This is a genomic window from Salinivibrio sp. PR932 (assembly GCF_001996125.1).
In the GTDB taxonomy this organism is placed as follows: Bacteria; Pseudomonadota; Gammaproteobacteria; order Enterobacterales; family Vibrionaceae; genus Salinivibrio; species Salinivibrio proteolyticus.
Genome location: NZ_MUFM01000005.1, coordinates 1 through 19,802, shown reverse-complemented (window position 1 = coordinate 19,802; position 19,802 = coordinate 1). Strand labels below are relative to the sequence as shown.

The following is a 19,802-nucleotide window of genomic DNA, read 5'->3' as shown; positions in this document are numbered from 1 at the left end:
TTTTTTTTACGTCTGTTAACGTCGCCAGCGCCTGAGCACGATGGGTTTTTCCTCGCCATCGAGCAGGCGACGAATATTTTCGTAATGACGAAATAAGATCAGGCAGGAGAGCATCGCCACTGGCATGGTAAATTGCGGTTTAATCCACCAAGTGAAAAGCGGTGCCAAAATAGCAGTGACGATGGCACTTAATGACGAATAGCCGGTGATCACCAACACCACTCCCCAAGTCAGCACTAACAAGCCAGTCAGACTGAGTCCTATCGGGGCCATAGCACCTAGCGCCGTCGCCACACCTTTGCCACCTCGAAAATGGAAGAACACCGGATAGATGTGTCCAAGACAGGCGGCGATGCCAATCAAGCCAAGCAAAAACGGATTAATCCCGATAAGATAACTGAGCCAAACTGGGATCGTCCCTTTAAGCATGTCGCACACTAAGACCAATGCCGCGGCCGTGCGACCCCCGAGGCGATACACATTGGTCGCGCCCGGATTTCCAGACCCTTGTTCGCGAGGATCCGGCAGACCATAGGCCCGGCACACCAGCACCGCACTGGAAACAGAGCCGAGCAAATAGGCAGCGATGATGATGGCAATGGCCAGTGCAGTCATGTGAAATTCCTAGAGTTTGTGCTGCATTCGTTGCTATAGTGCGCCCACGATCTTGATTAGACGCAACATGGATCGGAACGCATCGCGCATCCAAGTGTCAATCGATAAGCTCGATAATACGGGCTTTCTTACCACAGTGGTATCCGACCTGTCACGGAGTGTGAAAAAACATGGATTCCGTCTTTATAGAACAACTCGACGTTGTGACCACCATCGGTGTCTACGATTGGGAACAAACCATCCAACAAAAGTTGGTACTCGATATCGAAATGGCGCACGACAATCGTCCCGCCGCCCAAAGTGATGATGTCAGTTTAGCGCTGGATTATGCCAGTGTCAGTGAGGCTGTGATTGCACATGTTCAAGCCAGCCGCTGTGCGCTCATCGAGCGGGTCGCCGAAGAGGTCGCCGCGCTAATCCAGTCACAATTTGGCGTCAGCTGGGTAAAGGTGCGTGTGGCCAAACCTGGTGCCGTCGCCCAAGCGCGTAATGTTGGCGTAGTAATAGAGCGAGGCACACGGTGACAAAAGCATTAGTCAGTATTGGCTCAAACATCGATCGCGACCTGCATATCCAAGCTGCAGTTGAAGCGTTACGTGCCTTAGACCCGCACTGCCGTTTTTCGCGCATTTTTGAGGCAGAACCCGTCGGCTTTGAAGGGCCGAATTTCTATAACCTTATTGCTGAGCTCGACACCACACTCGATCTGCAAACCTTTTGGCAAACCATACGCGATATCGAAAGTCGATATGGGCGACAGCGCGACGACGTTAAGTATCGCGATCGTACCTTGGACATCGACTTATTGACCTTTGGCGATCAGTGCCAGTCCAGCGGACCTGCCTTACCACGCAACGATATTTATAAATTTGCATTCACCCTTTGGCCACTCGCTGAACTGTGTCCCGATCAAGCAATCCCCGGGGATGGACGAACATTTGCGCAGCTTTGGCAGCAATTTGACCAAGCCCAGCCACTGTGGCCTATCGAGACCCCTGCGTATTTGAAGGAATAATCATTACCATGAGCATGTTTGAAGCCTTTTTTCTTGCCCTTATTCAAGGCTTGACTGAGTTTTTGCCCATTTCTAGCTCCGCCCACCTCATTTTGCCATCGCAGATTTTTGGCTGGGCCGACCAAGGCTTAGCCTTCGATGTGGCCGTTCATGTCGGTACACTTGCCGCGGTGATTGGCTATTTCCGCCGTGAAGTTGTGTCACTGTTAGGTGCCTTTTTCGCGTCGTTCACAGGTAAACACAGCCGGGATAGTCAATTGGCTTGGATGATCGTATTGGCGACCATTCCCGCCTGCGTGGCAGGCCTGTTTCTTAAAGATTTGATTGAGCTTTACCTGCGTTCAGCGTGGGTGATTGCCGCTACCACCTTGCTATTTGGTGCACTGCTTTGGTGGGCCGACCGCCATGCGCGTCAACAATGCGATGAGTATCAAACCACCCGATCGCGTGCGCTGTTTATCGGGATCGCTCAAGCACTTGCTTTGATCCCAGGCACCTCACGTTCGGGCGCCACCATTACTGCTGCGCTGATGCTAGGCTACACCCGAGAAGCCGCCGCGCGTTTCTCATTTTTGATGTCGATTCCAATCATCACCCTCGCCGGATCGTATCTGGGCTTACAGCTAGCCACCAGCCCAGTGCCGGTTGAGTTTGCCCCCATTGGGGTTGGCGTTTTGGTCTCTTTTGTCAGCGCCTATGCGTGTATTCATGCGTTTTTAAAGCTGGTCACCCGAGTGGGTATGTTACCGTTCGTGATTTACCGCCTGATTTTGGGTGTGGGCCTCATTGCGCTATTGATGAGCCAATAAGCTTCGCTAATCCAATGCCATCCGAGGGCAGACCACATTGGCTGCCTTCAGGTGGTACATCTCCACCTCAGGATGGCTAAAAAAGCCCACTTCCCACGGGTTTTTTGCCACAAAACGCTCTCGTATCTCATCAAACATCATCGACGGTTTAGGCACGGTATAAACCTCGCCGCGAATAATGCTGTAGTTCCATTCAATCGCCTGTTCAAAGGTAAAAGTTGCACGGCTATCAATCGCAAAGTAACAGCGGTTGTCGCGTTTTAGCAGCAAGGATTTGAAAGTACTGGGAAAGGTGATAAAGAAAATGTCATCCTCGACCGACGATAAAAACGCCATCACCGTCGTATGTGGCTGACTCGGCGCATAGGTCAAAAGCACACCGATTTTATTATCATACTCACTGTCATCCATCGCCGGGACTTGCGATAAAGGTGTGGTGGGTAACGCCACGGTTCGACGCGTATCTAACGGATAAGCATAATCAGGGGCTTGATAAGACTTCACCACGCCCATCCCATAGGCCACCTGATATTCGAGCGCATCAATCATGACCTCAAAGGCGGATGTGGCAATCACCTTGCCCTTAAACGACAAACGATACACCTTAAGGTCGGCGTCATAATCACTCACCCCGGTGCGGTTATCGAGATGTAACGTGACCCATTGACCGTCTTTCAATTGATGCCCTTTGGGAAAGATCGTGCGCAATCGCGTATCACTGAGCGGCTCCACACCGCAAATCGACACCGCCATACTGCCCATCTTCTCTGGGGTGGAATACGTGCCTAGCACGCCCAATACACGCGCTCCAATCAGATCACGCAACGGCCTTGTGTTCATGCCTCGCTCCCTCGCTGCTCGACTAACAGCTATTAGCATGGCAGTAAACTAAAAAGGGCGCCAATCGGCGCCCTTAGGGAAGAAGTGATGGCTATTATTCGCCAGCCACTTTCATTGCATCAATAATGATTGAGCCGGTTTGAATTTGGCTGCGCGTCTCAATATCTGTGCCGATAGCAACAATATTGGCGAACATCTGGTTTAAATTCCCCGCGATGGTAATGCCGCTGACTGGATATTGGATTTCACCGTTTTCCACCCAAAAACCCGCAGCGCCGCGCGAGTAATCACCAGTGACAGGATTCACCCCCTGCCCCATTAACTCAGTCACCAATAGACCGGTGCCCAAGGTTTTCAGCATGGCATCAGCATCTTGGCCGGTGTGGCTGACATACCAGTTATGGATACCGCCAGCGTGGCCAGTGGGCTCCATATCGAGCTTACGAGCCGCGTAGCTGGTCGCTAGATAGGTTTTTAATACCCCTTGCTCCACAATGCGTCTGTCTTGGGTCTTAACCCCTTCGCTATCAAACGGCGAGCTGGCCGACCCTTTAAGTACGTGAGGTAACTCATTGATCGTGAGCCAGTTAGGGAAGATTTTTTCATCCTTTTTATCCAGTAAAAAGGATGATTTGCGATATAACGCAGAGCCACTGATCGCCATCACCAGATGACCAAACAGGCCGGTCGCCACACTGGCATCAAACATCACGGGGACTTCACACGTCGCCAGACTACGTGGGTCTAAACGCGCTACCGCGTGTTTTGCCGCTTCGATGCCTACTGAGGTTGGGGTCCATAAATCGGCTTTATCGCGCGCAACCGTGTAGCTCATATCGCGCTCCATACCATTGGCACTTTCCGCGATCACCGAGCAGCTTAGCGCCTGACGGCTGGAGGCATAACTGCCTAGCATGCCGTGGCTATTGCCATACACACGGACTCCATAATGGCTGTCGTAACTGGCGCCATCACTGAATTTGATCCGCGAGTCATAACCTAACGCGGCTTGTTCCGCCTCAATGGCTAATGCGGCTGCAGCATCGGGCTCTGGCTCGTCAGGGTAAAACAGATCAAGATCGGGATACTCAAAGGCCATTAAGTGTTTTGGTGCTGGGCCACCAAAGGAATCCGGTGAGGTATAGCTGGCAATTTCCAACGCGGCTTCGACCGTTTTGGCAATCGCACGCTCGGACAGATCTGTCGTGGATGCGCTACCTTTGCGCTGATCGCAGTAGACAGTCACTCCCAAGGCACCATCGCGATTAAACTCTACGTTCTCCACTTCACCCATGCGTGACGTGACGCTGATCCCTGTGCTTTTGGTGATCGCTACCTCTGCGGCATCACTGCGTTGCGCGGCCATGTCCAACGCACGGCTGACGGCTTGGCGTAGGTGTTGCTCTTGCTCCGCGACCTGCTGTTTTACACTCATAGTTGACCTTTCTGATTAAAATTCGAATTTAGAATACGGGGCCACGCGAGCCGGTGACAAAAAAGCCCGCGTTTGTGCGCGTTTCTTGTTAACATAAGTGTCATTGCACATTCTCATTGAGGTTGAACATGGGCCGTAAAAATAAACCTGCTCCTTGGGAGGAAGAGGAAGAAATCATCTGGGTGAGTAAATCCGAGATGAAGCGCGATATGCTCGCCCTGCAAGAGCTTGGCGAAGAGCTGGTTAAGCTCAAGCCTGCCGTGTTGGAAAAGTTTCCACTCGACGACGACTTATACGCCGCCATTGTTGACGCACAACGCTTAAAAAACGAAGCACGTCGTCGCCAATTGCAATATGTCGGCAAGCTCATGCGCTCTCGCGACCCTGAGCCGATTCAAGCGGCGCTGGATAAGCTACAAAACAAGCACGCGCAACAAAGTGCTGAGCTGCATAAGCTCGAAAAGCTGCGCGACCGTGTTGTCGATGAAGGCGACGACGCTATCAACGATGTGATGCTGCAGTATCCAGAGGCCGACCGCCAACGCTTGCGCCAACTTGCCCGTCAGGCTAAAAAAGAGCGACAACAAAACAAGCCGCCCAAGGCGTATCGCGAGATCTTCCAATACATTAAAGGCTTTTACGACCAAAGCCTGTAAAACCTCACGCCAGTGTTCTCCACTGGCGTGTTTGTTTATGACTCCGTGCCACCCACTGTCATGGCATCAAGTTTCAGCGTTGGCTGACCCACGCCAACCGGCACACTTTGCCCTGCCTTACCGCAGACGCCGACGCCTCGGTCAATCGCGAGATCATTACCCACCATCGACACTTGTTGCATCGCCTCAATACCACTGCCAATCAAGGTGGCCCCTTTCACAGGCGTGGTAACTTTGCCGTTCTCAATTAAATAGGCTTCAGAGGTCGAGAATACAAATTTACCCGAGGTAATATCCACTTGTCCGCCACCAAAGTTAGGGGCATACAAACCGTGCTCAACACTGGCAATAATATCACTCGGCGTACTGTCGCCACCCAGCATGTAGGTATTGGTCATGCGCGGCATGGGTAAATGCGCATAAGATTCGCGACGGCCGTTTCCGGTCGGTGCCACTCCCATCAAGCTCGCGTTGTGCTTATCTTGCATATAGCCTTTAAGCACCCCGTTTTCGATCAGGACGTTATATTGGCCCGGCACCCCTTCATCATCGATATTGAGCGAGCCGCGACGATCCGCCATCGTGCCATCATCAACAATGGTGCAAAGCGGTGAAGTCACTTGCTCACCGAGGCTACCAGTAAAGACAGACGACTCTTTACGGTTGAAATCGCCTTCCAAACCATGCCCGACCGCTTCATGCAATAGCACGCCCGGCCAACCCGCGCCTAACACCACAGGCATGGTGCCAGCAGGAGCGCCTTCTGCACGCAAGTTCACCAGCGCTAAACGAATCGCTTCATCAGCAAACTGTAGCGCCGTGCTTTTTCCGTCTTGCTCTTGCAAGAATACCTCGTAACCATAACGGCCACCGCCACCGGCACTTCCCCGCTCACGGCGCCCATCCTGCTCAACGAGCACAGACACAGATAAACGGACTAGAGGGCGAATATCCGCGGCATAGGTCCCATCCGTGGCGGCAATCAATACTTGCTCGTACAAGCCATTAATACTGGCACTGACTTCTTTCACTCGCGGCTCTTTGGCACGAATGTAGCTGTCGATTTCTTTCAGCAATGCGATTTTTTGCTCGCGGGTTAGGCTACCGAGCGGATCAAGCGGGCCATAGTATTGACCGCCTCGAACCGTGCGAAAGGCACTGACTTGACCCTGCCCACCTTTGGGCGCAATCCCGCGTGCGGCAGTCGCACTTTGCATCAAGGCATCAGCGTTAAGTTGGTCCGAGTAGGCAAACCCGGTTTTCTCACCCGTGATAGCGCGTACACCTACGCCTCGATCGATATTGAACGAGCCGTCTTTGATGATGCTATCTTCCAAGACGAGCGACTCGTGCCACGTTGATTGGAAAAAAACGTCGCCGTAGTCAATTTGACGACCACTCAGGTGAGCCAGTGTCTCTTGGAGATGCGACTCACTGATCCCCGCAGGGCGCAATAAGGTTTCTTCGACCTGTTCCAGACTCATTCGCTTACTCTTGGTTGTGGCTATTTATGCTAGCCAAAGATAAAAAGATGATGCGCCGAGGGTGCGCTATTTCAATTGGGTTTGCAACCGAGCGTGGTCGAGCACCGGCATTTTACGGCGAATGGATTCACCGATGCTCAAGTCAAGCTCCGCCCACGTCACACCGGGGTCGTCCCCCAGTGACGCCACTACTTGCCCCCAAGGGTCGATAATCATCGAATGCCCCCACGTTTGACGGCCTTTACTGTGTTCACCACATTGCCCGGCAGCAATCACCCAGCATTGGGTTTCAATCGCACGGGCGCGCAGCAACGCCTCCCAATGTGCCTGTCCCGTGACGCGCGTAAACGCCGCCGGCACGGTTAAAATATCAGCGCCTTGCGCGCGTAACGCATGATAGAGCGGCGCAAAACGCACGTCATAGCAGATGCTTAACCCCAAGCAACCAAATGGCGTATCCACGGTGGCAAGTTGATCGCCGGCTTGAAAGTAGTCCGACTCACGATAACGTCCGTGCGCATCCGCCACTTCCACATCAAACATATGCAGCTTATCGTAGCTACCTCGCAAGTGTCCGGCATTATCGAACACTAAGCTTGTGCTAGTCAGACGGCCGTTGTCGTTTTGGATTGGAAAGGCGCCCACCACCAGCCAGATGTCGAACTGGTGCGCCATTTCTGCCAGTTGGCGCTGAATACGGCCATGTCCTAACGGCTCGGCGTGCCGTTGGTAATCTTGTTTATCACCAAATACCAAGGCATTTTCTGGCGTCAGCGCCAGTTTGACCCCGTGTTGATGTAACCGCTGCAAACTGGTTTGTAGTACGTCCATGTTCTGCACCGGATCGGCGCCCGAATTCATCTGGATGATGCCGACTTTCATCATGCTCACTCCTTGGCTTGTTCTGCCTGTTGGCGCAATCGTTCCGTGGCATCGGCGGGCAAGGTTAGCGCCTCTTGATTACGGGAAATTTCCCGAATGTCAGGCGTACCAATCGGCCCAGTAACTTGATAGCGAACCTGTGTAAATACATCCACAACCGGCGAAATCGCCGTGGTGACGGCCAATACATAGAGCGCCGTTTGTGGCGTAACAGCAAACGCGCTGAGCACAGGGATCCCAGAGGTAATATCTGGCGTAAAGCGCACATCCGCGTTGACTTGATTGCTGACCAAGTTAGCGATACCTCTGATAACCATATCACCTGCTAATCCATCCATGCGGATATTATCGGTCACGACCACGCCATTTGTGATCACCGCACGGCCGGTAATGTCATCAAACGCTAGCCCATCTTCGAATACGCCAGAAAAGTCGAGTTGGATTTTGCGCAAAATAGAATCCAAGCTAAATAAGCCCAGTAATTTACCCGCGCCTCCGACGCCACTGATGTAACCATCTTGGATATCGGCACGGACTTCACCATTTAAACTCGCGATATCCACTTGCCACGGCAGTCCGCCATAAGAGATATCCGCTTGCGAGGTAAAACGCGCATCTTGGATCCCACCGCTGACCCCAAAGCGCCCCATTAAATCCGACGTGCTATCGCCATTTAACTGTATGGAGAGCGCCGTTTGATTGCGCTGATCCTCATCGATTAACCAACTGCCGCTTACTGCCGCTTGGTTTTGACCGCTCTCGATGGTCAATGAGGTTAAGTCTATGCGTTCTTCTTGCTTGTCGAGTGATGCAGAAACTCGCCCAAGTCGATAGCCTTGTAGCCATAAGTCTTTGATCAATATATCGGTGGATGGCACCGCCGCCAATAGCGCCTTATCGGCGGCAGAGGCTCGGCTGTCCACCGGTGCGAACAGGGGCGCATTAGGATCGTTTTCGGTGGTATCGGCGATCATATTGATATGCCAATGATCGACATCGATCGCTAAGCGTCCTCCCGTCGGCCACTGGGCGCGGCCGCTAAGCTCATTGCTACCGAGTAAGGCGTCCCATCCTTGTGGCTTTTTGCGCACAGCAAGAGACACTTGATTAAACCTCAACTTGTCGGCGTCTAAGCGAGCGATGCGTGCGTTCACTTTAGTCGGCACCGGTAAGGTCGGAAAATCACTTTGCCCTTGTGGCCATTGCGGCGTCACGTCACGCCATAGGTCGCGCCACGGCATTACATCTAGCTGTGCCAAGTCAATATCCAACTGATGCCCTTGCGCCGCCAAGAGTGAGGTAGGCTGTTCGCCCACATTCCATTGGCTTGCGGTGATCACTGGACGCTCGCCTTGGGTATTAATACGCGCTTGATAGCTGACTGCCGGTAACTGAATTCGCCCTTGTAGTCCTTCGCTGTTGCCCGTTGCTGCCAGCGAGGCACTGCCGGTTGACCAACGCGGTTTAGCCAGTGGCGCGGGCAATGTTGACTGCAAGGGGGTGGTATCGATATCAACCCCCAGTTGGTAGTCAAAACCGATGTCGTGTAATGTCAGGCCCAATGTTGCCTGCCAGCGTGCCCCACCGGCGAGATAATCCTCGAGCGGTAGCGACAATCTAGCCAGCAAAGGGGCGACGTCCCAGTCCGCGTCGAGGTTAAGATCCAACTGATAACCTGCCGCGTCGGTTTGTCCGTCAAAATTCACCGACATCGGTTGACCCAACCACTGTGCAGTGAGGCCACGAGTACTAATCGTGTCATCGTCAAAGTGCAGTCTGCCCGCGACATTATCCAGTTGCATGGACGGTGCTTGAATAAGCACTTGGTTCCCTGCAAAGCGCACTTCGCCTGTGGCATGTAGCTGACTGCCATCAAGTGGAATATTGAGCGCTAAATTGGCATCCACCAATCCCTCAACTTGGACGTGCGTCAACGCCGCCCCCAAGGAGTCAACGAGTGGTGTCGCCAACATATAACGACGGACCGCATCCCCAGTGGCCGATAAATCCGCCTCTAAGGTTAATGCACTATCAGCAGCCTCCATATCGTCGATATCCGCACGAACCTGACGGCTGATCGCATCGCCAAGGCGTACATGATCGCCCTGAATGGTTAACCGTGCGTTTTCAAACAAGAGCTCAGCATCCAATTCGGTCAGAGTTGGCCAAGCGGTATTAAAACTGAACGCGCCTTGACGCAACGGCACTCGCGCTTGGAATACGCCGTCATGTTGACGGTAAGGAAACGTATTTAAGGCGCCAAACCATAAAATATCACTGCCCTGTGCCTGCCCGCCCTGAATCGCACGAGAGAGATAATCAGTGAGGGAGTCTGGCATCGCGCGGGTAGGTAAATAGCGCCACGTCTGGCCTGCATCGCGCACATCGGCGTTCGCATAGAGCGCCAAAAACGGCGAACCTTGCGAAGGAATGTCTAAGCGAAACGCCCCGCGCGCATCCAAGTCAGCGGCTTTTATGGCAATCGCATCACTCCAAACCGTCAAAGTATCGCCACGCTCCGCCCATTGCACCGTCACCTCACCATGCTCAAGCGGTAATGGCGCTTGGAAAAAATCACCATAAGGGAGTGATTGTTGCCCCAATGCTAAGGTCGCCTCGCCTTGATGTCCCTCACCGGACACGGTGACATTTAACCCCTCAAAGGCCGGAAAATACCCCCACTGGTTGGCGCGAATGTCAGAGAAAGAGGCTTGATAGCGCAGCGGCCCATCGGAGGCCTGACTCATTGCCAGCGTGTCCACCGTACCGGCTGGTGAAAGAGCTTCTATCAGTTGATGTTGACGGTCAGATTGGCTCAACAATCCAACTAACGGACGTAATGCCGCGATATCAATGTGACGAGCATTAAGCTGCCAGTTAGACTCGTTTCCTTGCCAAGACAACTGATTCAGCGCCGGCAGCGTGGTATCCCCTTGCTGAACCCAAACCCCATCGCTATCCACGCGCCATTGCTGGTCCTCTCTTGCCTGCAGTTGCACGCGGCTGTCTTTGAGTGCCCATTGCTGCGAGGCCCCCTGCTGATCGCGCCACGTCAAAGCAAAGGTATCGACACCCAGCAAAGCATTTGCCACTTGGCCTTTCTCAACCCGCAGCCATGCATTGGCATCTAAGCGCGCATTATCAATCGTCACTGACGGCGTAAAGCGCTTCATCAGCCACGGTGCCAAATCCATGTTTTCGCTAGCTAGATAAAAATCACCACTAAGCGAGTCCACCCCGTCGGTCTCAGTAAAGGCCGCATTGACGCGGATTTTTTCCAGCTCTGTCCCCGCAATCCCAATGGTGCCCTGCGCATGATGCTGACCATTTTGATTACGCCACAACAAATTATCGATATTCAGCGTCTGCGCCGCCAATGACGGTGTGACAAGAACCAGACGGGCATTAGTGACAGAGAACTGGCCAAGGCGGGCTAAAAACAAATCTTCAAGGCGCTCACGCACCCCGGTGCTGTCTTTTTTATCGGGAAGTTGACCGCTGTTAAAGGTCAGTCCATCGAGGGTAACATGGGAAAACACCGGTTGACGGCGAGATAAGCTCGCAAAGACATCCAGTTGTAGATCAATGTGGTTTGCGGTCAGTAATGGCGGACTGTTATCACTGGTGGTCAAGGCGACATGATTGAGTTGCAATGACGGCGTAAGATTGCGCCATTGGCCTGCAATGGTCCCAAGACGCGCGCTAAAGCCCGTTTGCTCGCTGACCCATTGTCGTAGCGGCTCACGCACCATATCCACGTTAGGTAATAAAAAGCGCAAACCGCCAATAAAGACGGCGGTTAACAGAATAAGACTCACGACGCCGGCTATCAGCCAGCGTCCAATTTTCGCGGCCCAGGTCATGGATTACATCATTACTACGTCAAACTGCTCTTGGGTATACAAAGGCTCGGATTTCACCTTTACTTGCTTACCAATAAAGACTTCGAGCTCTGCAACTAAGTGGGAGTCCTCTTCCACCAAAGCTTCCACCACTGCCGGCGAGGCATATACCACAAATTTATCGGCATCATAGGCACGGTTCACTCGAGTGATTTCTCTGAGCACTTCATAGCAGACGGTTTCTACCGTTTTCACCGAGCCTCGGCCTTCACACGTTGGACACTCACCACACAGCACATGTTCAATACTTTCGCGCGTACGTTTGCGGGTCATTTCCACTAAGCCGAGTTGGGTAAAGCCATTAATGTTGGTTTTTACCCGATCATGGCTTAACGCTTGTTCCAGCGAGTGCAACACGCGGCGGCGGTGTTCGTCGGTACTCATATCGATAAAATCGATGATGATAATACCGCCCAAATTGCGCAGGCGTAGCTGGCGAGCAATGGCTCGTGTCGCTTCGACATTAGTATTAAAGATAGTCTCATCAAGGTTACGGCGCCCCACAAAGGCCCCGGTATTGATATCAATGGTGGTCATGGCCTCGGTTTGATCAATGATCAAATAGCCCCCCGACTTCAACTCCACCTTACGTTCCAGCGAGCGCTGGATTTCGTTTTCGGTGTCGTACATATCAAAAATCGGTTGCTGACCATCGTAGTAAGCAAGCTTGCCGGCAAGTTCGGGGACAAATTCTGAGGTGAATTCTTCCAACGTATCATATGCTTGGCGAGAATCGACCCGAATCAAATCCAGCTCGGTGCCAACAAAATCACGCACAATGCGCTGCGCTAATGCCAACTCGCCATAGAGCATGGATTTCGATTTATACCGTGCGCGCCGCTCTAAGACCTTCTTCCACAACCGTTTTAGAAACGCTGCATCTTGCGCCATTTCTTTATCCGTCGCGCCTTCTGCCGCGGTGCGGATAATAAAGCCGCCCAGCTCATCGCAATAGTCACTGACAATACGTTTTAAGCGACTGCGCTCCTCTTCACTTTCGATGCGCTGTGACACGCCAACATGCGACGCGCCCGGCATAAAGACCAGATACCGCGACGGCAAAGTAATGTCAGTGGTCAGGCGAGCGCCTTTGGTGCCCAAGGGGTCTTTGACCACCTGCACCACAATGTCTTGTCCTTGGCGTACCAATTCAGAAATATCGCGCACTTGAAATTGCTGTTTTTCATTTTCAGAGACACACTCAGTGTGCGGCACGATATCCGAGGCGTGCAAAAAAGCCGCTTTATCTAAGCCAATATCGACAAAGGCTGCCTGCATCCCAGGCAAGACACGACTCACTTTCCCTTTGTAGATATTGCCTACGATGCCGCGCTTCGCTTCTCGCTCAATATGGATTTCTTGAAGGTTGCCACCTTCTATCATCGCCACCCGCGTTTCGCTAGGTGTGACATTGATTAACAGTTCCGCACTCATGGTTTCCCCGACATCTCAAAAAGGGGCCTGACGGTTGTTCAGGCCATAAATTGCTTGAGCAGCTGCTCGGTTTCATACAATGGCAAACCAACGACCGCGTGATAACTGCCGTCGATACGGGTAACAAACTTGCCGCCAAGGCCTTGAATGGCGTAGCCGCCCGCTTTATCTATAGGTTCTTTCGATTGCCAGTACGCGCGAATATCGTCATCGGTCAACTCACGAAACCACACCCGTGTTGTTACCACAGTGGTCACTTGCTTCATCGCATTGGCAACGGTCACCGCCGTCATCACTTGATGCTCACGGCCAGATAGCTGTTTGAGCATACGCGCCCCATCCGCTTCATCGCGCGGTTTTTCCAATACCTGCTCGCCATCGACGACGATCGTATCGGCGCCTAATACAGGTAAATGACCACCGGTTTTTGCGACTCCCGCACGGGCTTTGTCTTGTGATAAACGAGACACATAAGCATAAGGCGATTCACCGGCTTTCTGCTGTTCTTCAACATCCACCACTACCCGCGAAAAGCTGATGCCCATATCGGTCAACAACGCTTGGCGTCGCGGTGAGCCTGACGCCAGATATAAATCAATGCTCATGAAATCCCTCTAACGAATTGCAAAACGACGACGCACCCGGCGGAGCAGTAAGAAAAGCCAAGGCCACAGTATAAAGTTAAGCACACCTGCCCAGAGCTGCTCTGGATTAAACTGTACGTCAGAGACGAGGTACTCCGCCCAGAACTCGATCAACTTTCCCGCGAGGGTTAACAGCGACAGTAGCAATGCTTGTTGCCAGTAAGACATGTTGCGCAAAAGTTGAAAGTTGAGCGCGACAAGATAGACCAAGATCGCCATCATTAAACCGCGCACCCCTAATGTTGACCCTAACATCAGGTCCCACAGCAAGCCCAGCACGAGTGCCGTGCCGACATTGACCCGGTGCGGCAAAGCCAACACCCAGTAGAAGGTCACCAGCAACACCCACGAAGGTCGAAAAGGTGCGAGTTCGCCAGGCCAAGGCGCAGCTTGTAAGATAAGCGCAGCAATAAAAGTCAGCCAAATCACCAGATGGCCGCGAAATATTGAATTTGCCACTATTGCGACTCTCCTTTTTCGTTAGATGCCACGGCATCCTCGGGTTGAGAGCCTGCTTGTTCGCTGTCTTGCTCGGGATCCGCTTGCTCAGGCGTCGGCCACACCAACAGCAAATACCGTAGGCGATCAAATTTCACCGCCGGCGTTGCCTTGACCTGAGCAAATGGCCGTTTGTTATCAAACGAAAACTCCGTCACCGTGCCCACCGGATAACCTTCCGGAAAAACGCCGCCCAACCCCGACGTGACCAGCTTGTCACCGACCTTAATATCGGTACTGCTCGGAATGTTGTCCAAGCCGATGTACGCTGTCGAACCCCGTCCGGAGGCAATCACTCGAATGTCATTGCGCATTACCTGAACAGGAATTGCGTGGGTAGGATCGGTTAATAACAGCACCCGACTGTTGTGCGCGCCCACATAGGCAATTTGCCCCACCACACCGTGCTCATTGATCACCGGTTGGCCTTCGTAAACACCATTGGTGCGCCCTTTATCCAGCATCACTTGATGTTTATAGGGATCGGAGTCGACCGCCATGACCTCAGCGACCATTTTTCGCTCATCGCGAACAAACGGCGAGCCGAGTAACTCCCGTAAGCGTTGGTTTTCGCGCTCTGTTTGCGCTAACAACAACTGATCACTTTCAAGGCGCAATACTTGCGTACGCAGCGCCTCATTTTCGGCTACTAGGCGTCGGTGAGATTGAAACTGCGTCACCAACGCATCTAGCGTGTCCCTTGGAACGTTCGACGCATATTGCAGCGGTGCAACCAGTGTATTGAGGAAATAGCGAACGCCAGCAAAGGCGTCAAGACGACTATCAGCCAGCATAAGGCTGACTGATAGTAAGAGAGCGAAAAACAGGCGTAGTTGCAGAGACGGACCTCTGCCAAACATAGGTTTCATGATGAAAACAACCTGTTTGCTGGCACGATCACCTTAGTCTTCGCTAAAGAGGTCGCCGCCGTGCATGTCAATCATTTCAAGCGCTTTACCGCCACCGCGTGCCACGCAGGTCAATGGATCTTCTGCCACCACTACAGGGATGCCAGTTTCTTCCGTCAGCAAACGGTCCAAATCACGCAGCAGCGCACCACCGCCTGTGATCACCATACCGCGCTCAGAGATGTCAGAGGCCAGCTCAGGTGGACATTGTTCTAGCGCGACCATCACGGCTGAAACAATTCCGGTCAGCGGCTCTTGCAGCGCTTCAAGAATTTCATTCGAGTTCAGAGTAAAGCTACGCGGCACCCCTTCAGCGAGGTTACGACCACGCACTTCAATCTCACGCACTTCATCGCCCGGATACGCCGAGCCAATTTCGTGCTTGATGCGCTCTGCCGTCGCTTCACCAATCAAGCTACCGTAGTTACGGCGCACGTAGTTGATGATGGATTCGTCAAAGCGGTCACCACCGATACGTACTGATGAAGAGTACACCACACCATTTAGCGAGATCACAGCCACTTCAGTGGTACCACCGCCGATATCGATCACCATCGAACCTGTGGCTTCTGAGACCGGCAGACCTGCACCGATCGCCGCTGCCATTGGCTCGTCAATCAAATACACTTCACGAGCGCCCGCACCGAGTGCTGACTCACGAATCGCACGGCGTTCAACTTGGGTCGAACCACAAGGGACAGCGACCAGCACACGCGGGCTTGGGCGCATATAACTGTGATCGTGTACCGATTTGATAAAGTGCTGCAGCATTTTCTCAGTCACGTAAAAGTCGGCAATCACACCATCTTTCATCGGGCGAATGGCCGCAATGTTTCCAGGCGTACGACCCAGCATTTGTTTGGCGTCGTGACCCACAGCAGCCACACTTTTTGGCGAGCCCGCTCTGTCTTGGCGAATGGCAACGACAGAAGGCTCATCAAGAACAATGCCTTGTCCTTTTACGTAAATCAGCGTATTGGCGGTTCCCAAGTCAATCGATAGATCGTTGGAAAACATCCCGCGAAGTTTCTTAAACATGATGGTCGGTTAATCCTGCAAGCTGTGAAATCAGACAAATTGAGCTAAATGTATCAACGCGCACGGTAAGCGGCAAGATACGGCGCTGTAAACCTGAATGAGATCTGAGTTTTTTTTCATTGCGCTGTCATTTTGATGATTTTTTCATCGAAAAACATGCCAGCTTCCTATTTTGTCCACTTTGCTATTGCGACATCGGTGCCTCTTGGCAAGAGGGACCGATGACTAATTCGGTCTTCGCATGCTGTGTCGGCGTTGCTTCATAGTAACTGAGGTAACACGACGGTGCGGGATTATCATGATACACCCACACATAATCGACACCGGCTTGGCTGTCATGCGGCTTTGGCAGCCAGCGCTCTTCTTCTTTGAGCACACCAATCAATTGCGGTAAGTCACTGGCTACTGGATACCCAAATTGCACGTCAATGGTGGCGCCTTCGACCGTTAAAGTCCCGCGAGGCTGATCCGCGATATTCGAGGCTTGCGCTTGTTCATAGGTCTGCACCATCACATTATCAATGGCACTTTTTAGCCCTTTTAACGCCGTCACGTTCGCATCCGCCTCATAATCGTAGAATTTGGGCACCGCAACAACCACAAGCAAACCTAAGGTACACAACAGAAGAATAAATTCGAGCCATGTTCGCCCTGCCTGTTGCTGCTTGCGATTCACTTGATTCTCCTCTGTTGTCATCGTTTCCCCCAGCGGCGGCGTTTCTTTTGCGCAGGATGAGGTGACATTTCCGCACCAAGTAAGCGCCCTTGTCCCCCCACGACGCCCAGCTCTTTGACCACCTGCCACTCTAGGTCCGTTTCCACACCTACTGCCAAGACGTCGGTGGTAGTGGCTTCACACGCCCCCAGCATACTGCGTAAGTACAATTGGTTTTCAGGGCGCTGATGAATATTACGCACTAAGCTACGATGTAACTTAATATACGCTGGCTGAATATCTTTTACATAGTGAGTACTCACTACTGTTCGACCAGCTTGGTCGACCACGAGTCGGCACCCTAACGCGGCTATCATTCTCAAACAAGGGCGCGCCGCGTCAAATTGCGCCACTAAGGCACCTTCAGACACTTCCACCAACAAACGATTGAGGATACTTCGGGGTGTTTGCAATAACGCATCACGCAACCAAATCACAAATTCGCGTTGGCAAAGTGAGTGAACACTTACATTTATAGCATAATTGTCGATATGATCAGCGGTTTTTAACCACCACAGCGCACGGCTCACCGTCGCTTTATCAAACACCACATCCATACCGACCAACTCTACCCCGGGCCAGAAGCGAGAGGCTTTTAACACCTTGCCATTTTCGTCTTTGATCCGGCCTAAAAGTTCATAGTGAAGACGGGTTTTGCCATCCCGCGCATAGACAGGTTGGCGATACAGCATCGGTCCTTCCCCCGCCATCACCGATTCCAACAGCGTACGCCAGCGCACACTGCCGCGTTTGTCTAAGCGGCGAATGTCTTTGTCAAATTGCGACCAGCCACTATGCCCTTCCAGTTGGGCCGCTCGCAGCGCACGCTCGGCTTCATCCATCAAACGACCTCGACGCTCTCCCGCCCCAAATGAGGTCATGCCCATATGGAACCAGTTGTCGGCATCCAGTGTGTCCGGCGGGCTCAGTTTGTTGAGGGCGTTGGTAAGTTGAGACAAAAAGGGATGGACTTCTTCCCCTGCTTGATTAACCAACAGAATGGCGAAATCCGAGGCAAAATAGCGAGCCAATACGGCATCAGGAAAGCGCTGGATCGCATTCGATAACACACTGCCCATGCCTTGAATCAGCGCATCAGCGCCTTCTTGCCCCTGCTGTTCAAGCAAGTCTTCCCAATCGGCGACACGCACTAAAATCAAGCTACCTTGGCTCGCATCATCGCTGGCTAACGTGTGCAAGCGGTTATCAAACATGACTCGGTTCGCCGCTCCAGTAAGCTGATCAAGGAAGGTATTAGTGCGAATAAAGGTATCAAAGCGACTTCGCTCTTGGCGGGCTTCTTTCAATTCCTCGATTAATTGCGTCAATGCGGCACTGGCAGGGATCGGCCACTCGTGAGCATCGCCATGTTGCGCTTCATCAAGCCTGCCAGCTAAGATTAAGCGCCCTCGCTGCTCCAAGACCTCACTGCCATAAAGCTGGCGGCGTAACCATTGGATCCCCCACGCCAAGCCCAGCACAATCACCAAAATGGCCGCGGAAAGTGACGACAGCGGCCCAATGGAGTAGGCAAACTCCGCATACGGGGGCACAAAGGTCAGCTTCACAGCAAAGCCGGGGTTATTCGCCAGCGGAATGTCTCGGGTAATCGCTTGTTGCGTGGTCGGGGCTTGATAATGAATTTGCTCGTACTGATAAAGGATGCCCGCATCGGAGTAGATGGTCAGCGAGGTGACATCACTCGCCTTGAGCATTTTAGGCAGCCAACGTGAAAAATACTGGTTGTCCCGTTGCTCGGTGGCCATTTCCTGATCGATCACCTCCACCATGCCATCCACATAGTGTGAGATAAAATCGATACCTAATTGACGAAAGCTAATTGCTCCACCGATAAATAAGACAAAAATGGCACACACCACAATCAGGGTGACAAACGCCACTAATCGATTGGTAAGCTTCATGCCGCTAACTTTGATGGCGTTGGCTGTTCTTTCCATGATTCTCTGCTGATTCAGGTCGCCTTGATGGTCGAGTAGTCGGTATTATCAGGCTTGGTTATCATAATGTGAATGCCTGTCTGACGATTGGTTATCACCTTTTCCACTATTAAGAGGTTTCATGGACTGGATTACCTGCACACAAAGCTTTATCTGTGTGGTTGAACAAGGCTCTTTGGCACAAGCCGCCACCAAGTTACACACCTCAAGTTCTGCACTGTCAAAGCGGTTAAGCTGGCTTGAGAGCCAACTGGGCGTGCAGCTGTTAAAGCGCACCACCCGAAGCCTGTCCATGACCGATGCTGGCGATCTGTTTTATCAACGCGCCAAAGCGTGGGTGGACGATTGGCAACAGCTGGTCAGCGAGACCGCATCCACGTTTGGCGAAGTCAGTGGCATCCTGCGTATCGGTGCGCCATTGGTGACAGGGAACCGCTTTTTGGTCAACTTTATTGCTGAGTTTCTTGAGATCTATCCGAAAATCAAAGTCGAACTGACTACGCTGACCCCCGGCCAATTACCCGATCTGAATTTAGATGTGGTGATCAGCCGAGAGCTCGACTACTTCAACTCAGCCAGCTACATCGCGGCCAAGCTATTTGATTTTCAGCCCGGTTTTTTCGCCGCTCCTAGTTACCTAGCTCGCCACGCGCCGATTACCTCACCAACGCAACTGACCGAGCACAACGTCTTGCTATATGGCAATTCACACCAACCTCAAGAACGTGTTTTTGAGGACGGAACGCGCTTGCAGTTATCTGGCAACTTTGTCTCTCCCAACCCTGAAGCGCTAGTAAGCGCGGCTGTGATCGGGATGGGGATCATTCTTGGCGGCGCTGGCACCGTCCAAAAAGAGCTCGATCAAGGGTTACTGGTCCCCGTTTTGCCGACGCTGAAACAGCCCCGCACATCTGCCTATGCCTACTATCCAAAGTTGGACTACAACCATACTAAGACCAAATTATTTAT

At 52.5% G+C, this 19,802-nt stretch carries 18 protein-coding genes; 5 read left to right on the top strand and 13 right to left on the bottom strand.

The genetic code is table 11. The features are described from left to right. Window positions 1-15: 15 nt before the first annotated feature. Window positions 16-615 carry a glycerol-3-phosphate 1-O-acyltransferase PlsY gene (gene plsY / locus BZG84_RS03190; protein WP_069588145.1) on the bottom strand — a complete coding sequence of 200 codons (600 nt, stop codon included), beginning with the start codon at window positions 613-615 and terminating at the stop codon, window positions 16-18. A 170-nt stretch (window positions 616-785) separates the two neighbouring features. Here plsY and folB point away from each other — a divergent pair, with 170 nt between their 5' ends. The 3 genes from folB to BZG84_RS03175 are packed head-to-tail and all read left to right on the top strand — an operon-like array spanning window position 786 to window position 2,439. After that, window positions 786-1,139 (top strand): dihydroneopterin aldolase, encoded by a 354-nt coding sequence (gene folB, locus BZG84_RS03185; protein ID WP_069588147.1) that lies wholly within the window; start codon window positions 786-788, stop codon window positions 1,137-1,139. Next, the gene (gene folK, locus BZG84_RS03180; protein ID WP_077479465.1) at window positions 1,136-1,630 is read left to right on the top strand and encodes a 2-amino-4-hydroxy-6-hydroxymethyldihydropteridine diphosphokinase; all 495 of its coding nucleotides are present in this window, start codon (window positions 1,136-1,138) and stop codon (window positions 1,628-1,630) included. The genes folB and folK overlap by 4 nt, the downstream gene beginning before the upstream one ends. Window positions 1,631-1,638: 8 nt before the next feature. Then, window positions 1,639-2,439: an undecaprenyl-diphosphate phosphatase gene (locus BZG84_RS03175; protein WP_077479466.1), complete on the top strand. Its 801-nt coding sequence runs from the start codon at window positions 1,639-1,641 to the stop codon at window positions 2,437-2,439. A 6-nt stretch (window positions 2,440-2,445) separates the two neighbouring features. Here BZG84_RS03175 and BZG84_RS03170 read toward each other — a convergent pair whose 3' ends face one another. Continuing rightward, entirely contained in the window at window positions 2,446-3,279 is an 834-nt protein-coding gene (locus BZG84_RS03170) for a hypothetical protein (RefSeq protein ID WP_077479467.1), read from the bottom strand. Between the two features lie 94 nt (window positions 3,280-3,373). Then, window positions 3,374-4,714 (bottom strand): metalloprotease PmbA, encoded by a 1,341-nt coding sequence (pmbA, locus tag BZG84_RS03165; RefSeq protein ID WP_077479468.1) that lies wholly within the window; start codon window positions 4,712-4,714, stop codon window positions 3,374-3,376. A 128-nt stretch (window positions 4,715-4,842) separates the two neighbouring features. Here pmbA and yjgA point away from each other — a divergent pair, with 128 nt between their 5' ends. Next, window positions 4,843-5,370, top strand: coding sequence for a ribosome biogenesis factor YjgA (gene yjgA / locus BZG84_RS03160; protein WP_077479469.1), 528 nt, complete (start codon window positions 4,843-4,845; stop codon window positions 5,368-5,370). A gap of 35 nt (window positions 5,371-5,405) precedes the next feature. On the opposite strand, the gene tldD is transcribed toward yjgA, so the two are convergent. The 10 genes from tldD to csrD form a co-directional block, all read right to left on the bottom strand. Further along, complete coding sequence (gene tldD / locus BZG84_RS03155) at window positions 5,406-6,854, bottom strand: metalloprotease TldD (RefSeq protein ID WP_077641062.1); 1,449 nt, start codon at window positions 6,852-6,854, stop codon at window positions 5,406-5,408. 66 nt (window positions 6,855-6,920) lie between these two features. Then, complete coding sequence (locus BZG84_RS03150; protein ID WP_077479471.1) at window positions 6,921-7,739, bottom strand: carbon-nitrogen hydrolase family protein; 819 nt, start codon at window positions 7,737-7,739, stop codon at window positions 6,921-6,923. A 2-nt stretch (window positions 7,740-7,741) separates the two neighbouring features. Continuing rightward, window positions 7,742-11,599 carry a YhdP family protein gene (locus BZG84_RS03145; protein WP_077479472.1) on the bottom strand — a complete coding sequence of 1,286 codons (3,858 nt, stop codon included), beginning with the start codon at window positions 11,597-11,599 and terminating at the stop codon, window positions 7,742-7,744. 3 nt (window positions 11,600-11,602) lie between these two features. After that, complete coding sequence (gene rng, locus BZG84_RS03140; protein WP_069588168.1) at window positions 11,603-13,072, bottom strand: ribonuclease G; 1,470 nt, start codon at window positions 13,070-13,072, stop codon at window positions 11,603-11,605. Between the two features lie 38 nt (window positions 13,073-13,110). Further along, on the bottom strand, window positions 13,111-13,677 hold the full coding sequence (locus tag BZG84_RS03135) for a Maf family protein (protein ID WP_077662381.1): 567 nt from the start codon (window positions 13,675-13,677) through the stop codon (window positions 13,111-13,113). 9 nt (window positions 13,678-13,686) lie between these two features. Beyond that, window positions 13,687-14,175 (bottom strand): rod shape-determining protein MreD, encoded by a 489-nt coding sequence (gene mreD / locus BZG84_RS03130; protein ID WP_069588172.1) that lies wholly within the window; start codon window positions 14,173-14,175, stop codon window positions 13,687-13,689. Next, entirely contained in the window at window positions 14,175-15,083 is a 909-nt protein-coding gene (mreC, locus tag BZG84_RS03125; protein WP_069588174.1) for a rod shape-determining protein MreC, read from the bottom strand. The genes mreD and mreC overlap by 1 nt, the downstream gene beginning before the upstream one ends. A 33-nt stretch (window positions 15,084-15,116) precedes the next feature. Continuing rightward, window positions 15,117-16,160 carry a rod shape-determining protein gene (locus BZG84_RS03120; RefSeq protein ID WP_069588176.1) on the bottom strand — a complete coding sequence of 348 codons (1,044 nt, stop codon included), beginning with the start codon at window positions 16,158-16,160 and terminating at the stop codon, window positions 15,117-15,119. Between the two features lie 184 nt (window positions 16,161-16,344). Continuing rightward, on the bottom strand, window positions 16,345-16,857 hold the full coding sequence (locus BZG84_RS03115; RefSeq protein ID WP_077479475.1) for a hypothetical protein: 513 nt from the start codon (window positions 16,855-16,857) through the stop codon (window positions 16,345-16,347). Further along, a complete protein-coding gene (csrD, locus tag BZG84_RS03110; protein WP_077662382.1) occupies window positions 16,854-18,833 on the bottom strand; it encodes an RNase E specificity factor CsrD in 1,980 nt (659 codons plus the stop codon). Before csrD ends, BZG84_RS03115 begins: the two co-directional genes overlap by 4 nt. A 121-nt stretch (window positions 18,834-18,954) precedes the next feature. Here csrD and BZG84_RS03105 point away from each other — a divergent pair. Beyond that, a partial coding sequence (locus BZG84_RS03105; RefSeq protein WP_077677980.1) for a LysR family transcriptional regulator occupies window positions 18,955-19,802 on the top strand: 848 nt, incomplete at its 3' end.

What these genes read in the sequence shown, in the direction of transcription:
- plsY (WP_069588145.1), bottom strand. Translation starts at nt 615, where the DNA reads ATGACTGCACTGGCCATTGCCATCATCATCGCTGCCTATTTGCTCGGC.
- folB (WP_069588147.1), top strand. Translation starts at nt 786, where the DNA reads ATGGATTCCGTCTTTATAGAACAACTCGACGTTGTGACCACCATCGGT.
- BZG84_RS03175 (WP_077479466.1), top strand. Translation starts at nt 1,639, where the DNA reads ATGAGCATGTTTGAAGCCTTTTTTCTTGCCCTTATTCAAGGCTTGACT.
- BZG84_RS03170 (WP_077479467.1), bottom strand. Translation starts at nt 3,279, where the DNA reads ATGAACACAAGGCCGTTGCGTGATCTGATTGGAGCGCGTGTATTGGGC.
- pmbA (WP_077479468.1), bottom strand. Translation starts at nt 4,714, where the DNA reads ATGAGTGTAAAACAGCAGGTCGCGGAGCAAGAGCAACACCTACGCCAA.
- yjgA (WP_077479469.1), top strand. Translation starts at nt 4,843, where the DNA reads ATGGGCCGTAAAAATAAACCTGCTCCTTGGGAGGAAGAGGAAGAAATC.
- tldD (WP_077641062.1), bottom strand. Translation starts at nt 6,854, where the DNA reads ATGAGTCTGGAACAGGTCGAAGAAACCTTATTGCGCCCTGCGGGGATC.
- BZG84_RS03150 (WP_077479471.1), bottom strand. Translation starts at nt 7,739, where the DNA reads ATGATGAAAGTCGGCATCATCCAGATGAATTCGGGCGCCGATCCGGTG.
- BZG84_RS03145 (WP_077479472.1), bottom strand. Translation starts at nt 11,599, where the DNA reads ATGACCTGGGCCGCGAAAATTGGACGCTGGCTGATAGCCGGCGTCGTG.
- rng (WP_069588168.1), bottom strand. Translation starts at nt 13,072, where the DNA reads ATGAGTGCGGAACTGTTAATCAATGTCACACCTAGCGAAACGCGGGTG.
- BZG84_RS03135 (WP_077662381.1), bottom strand. Translation starts at nt 13,677, where the DNA reads ATGAGCATTGATTTATATCTGGCGTCAGGCTCACCGCGACGCCAAGCG.
- mreC (WP_069588174.1), bottom strand. Translation starts at nt 15,083, where the DNA reads ATGAAACCTATGTTTGGCAGAGGTCCGTCTCTGCAACTACGCCTGTTT.
- BZG84_RS03120 (WP_069588176.1), bottom strand. Translation starts at nt 16,160, where the DNA reads ATGTTTAAGAAACTTCGCGGGATGTTTTCCAACGATCTATCGATTGAC.
- BZG84_RS03115 (WP_077479475.1), bottom strand. Translation starts at nt 16,857, where the DNA reads ATGACAACAGAGGAGAATCAAGTGAATCGCAAGCAGCAACAGGCAGGG.
- csrD (WP_077662382.1), bottom strand. Translation starts at nt 18,833, where the DNA reads ATGGAAAGAACAGCCAACGCCATCAAAGTTAGCGGCATGAAGCTTACC.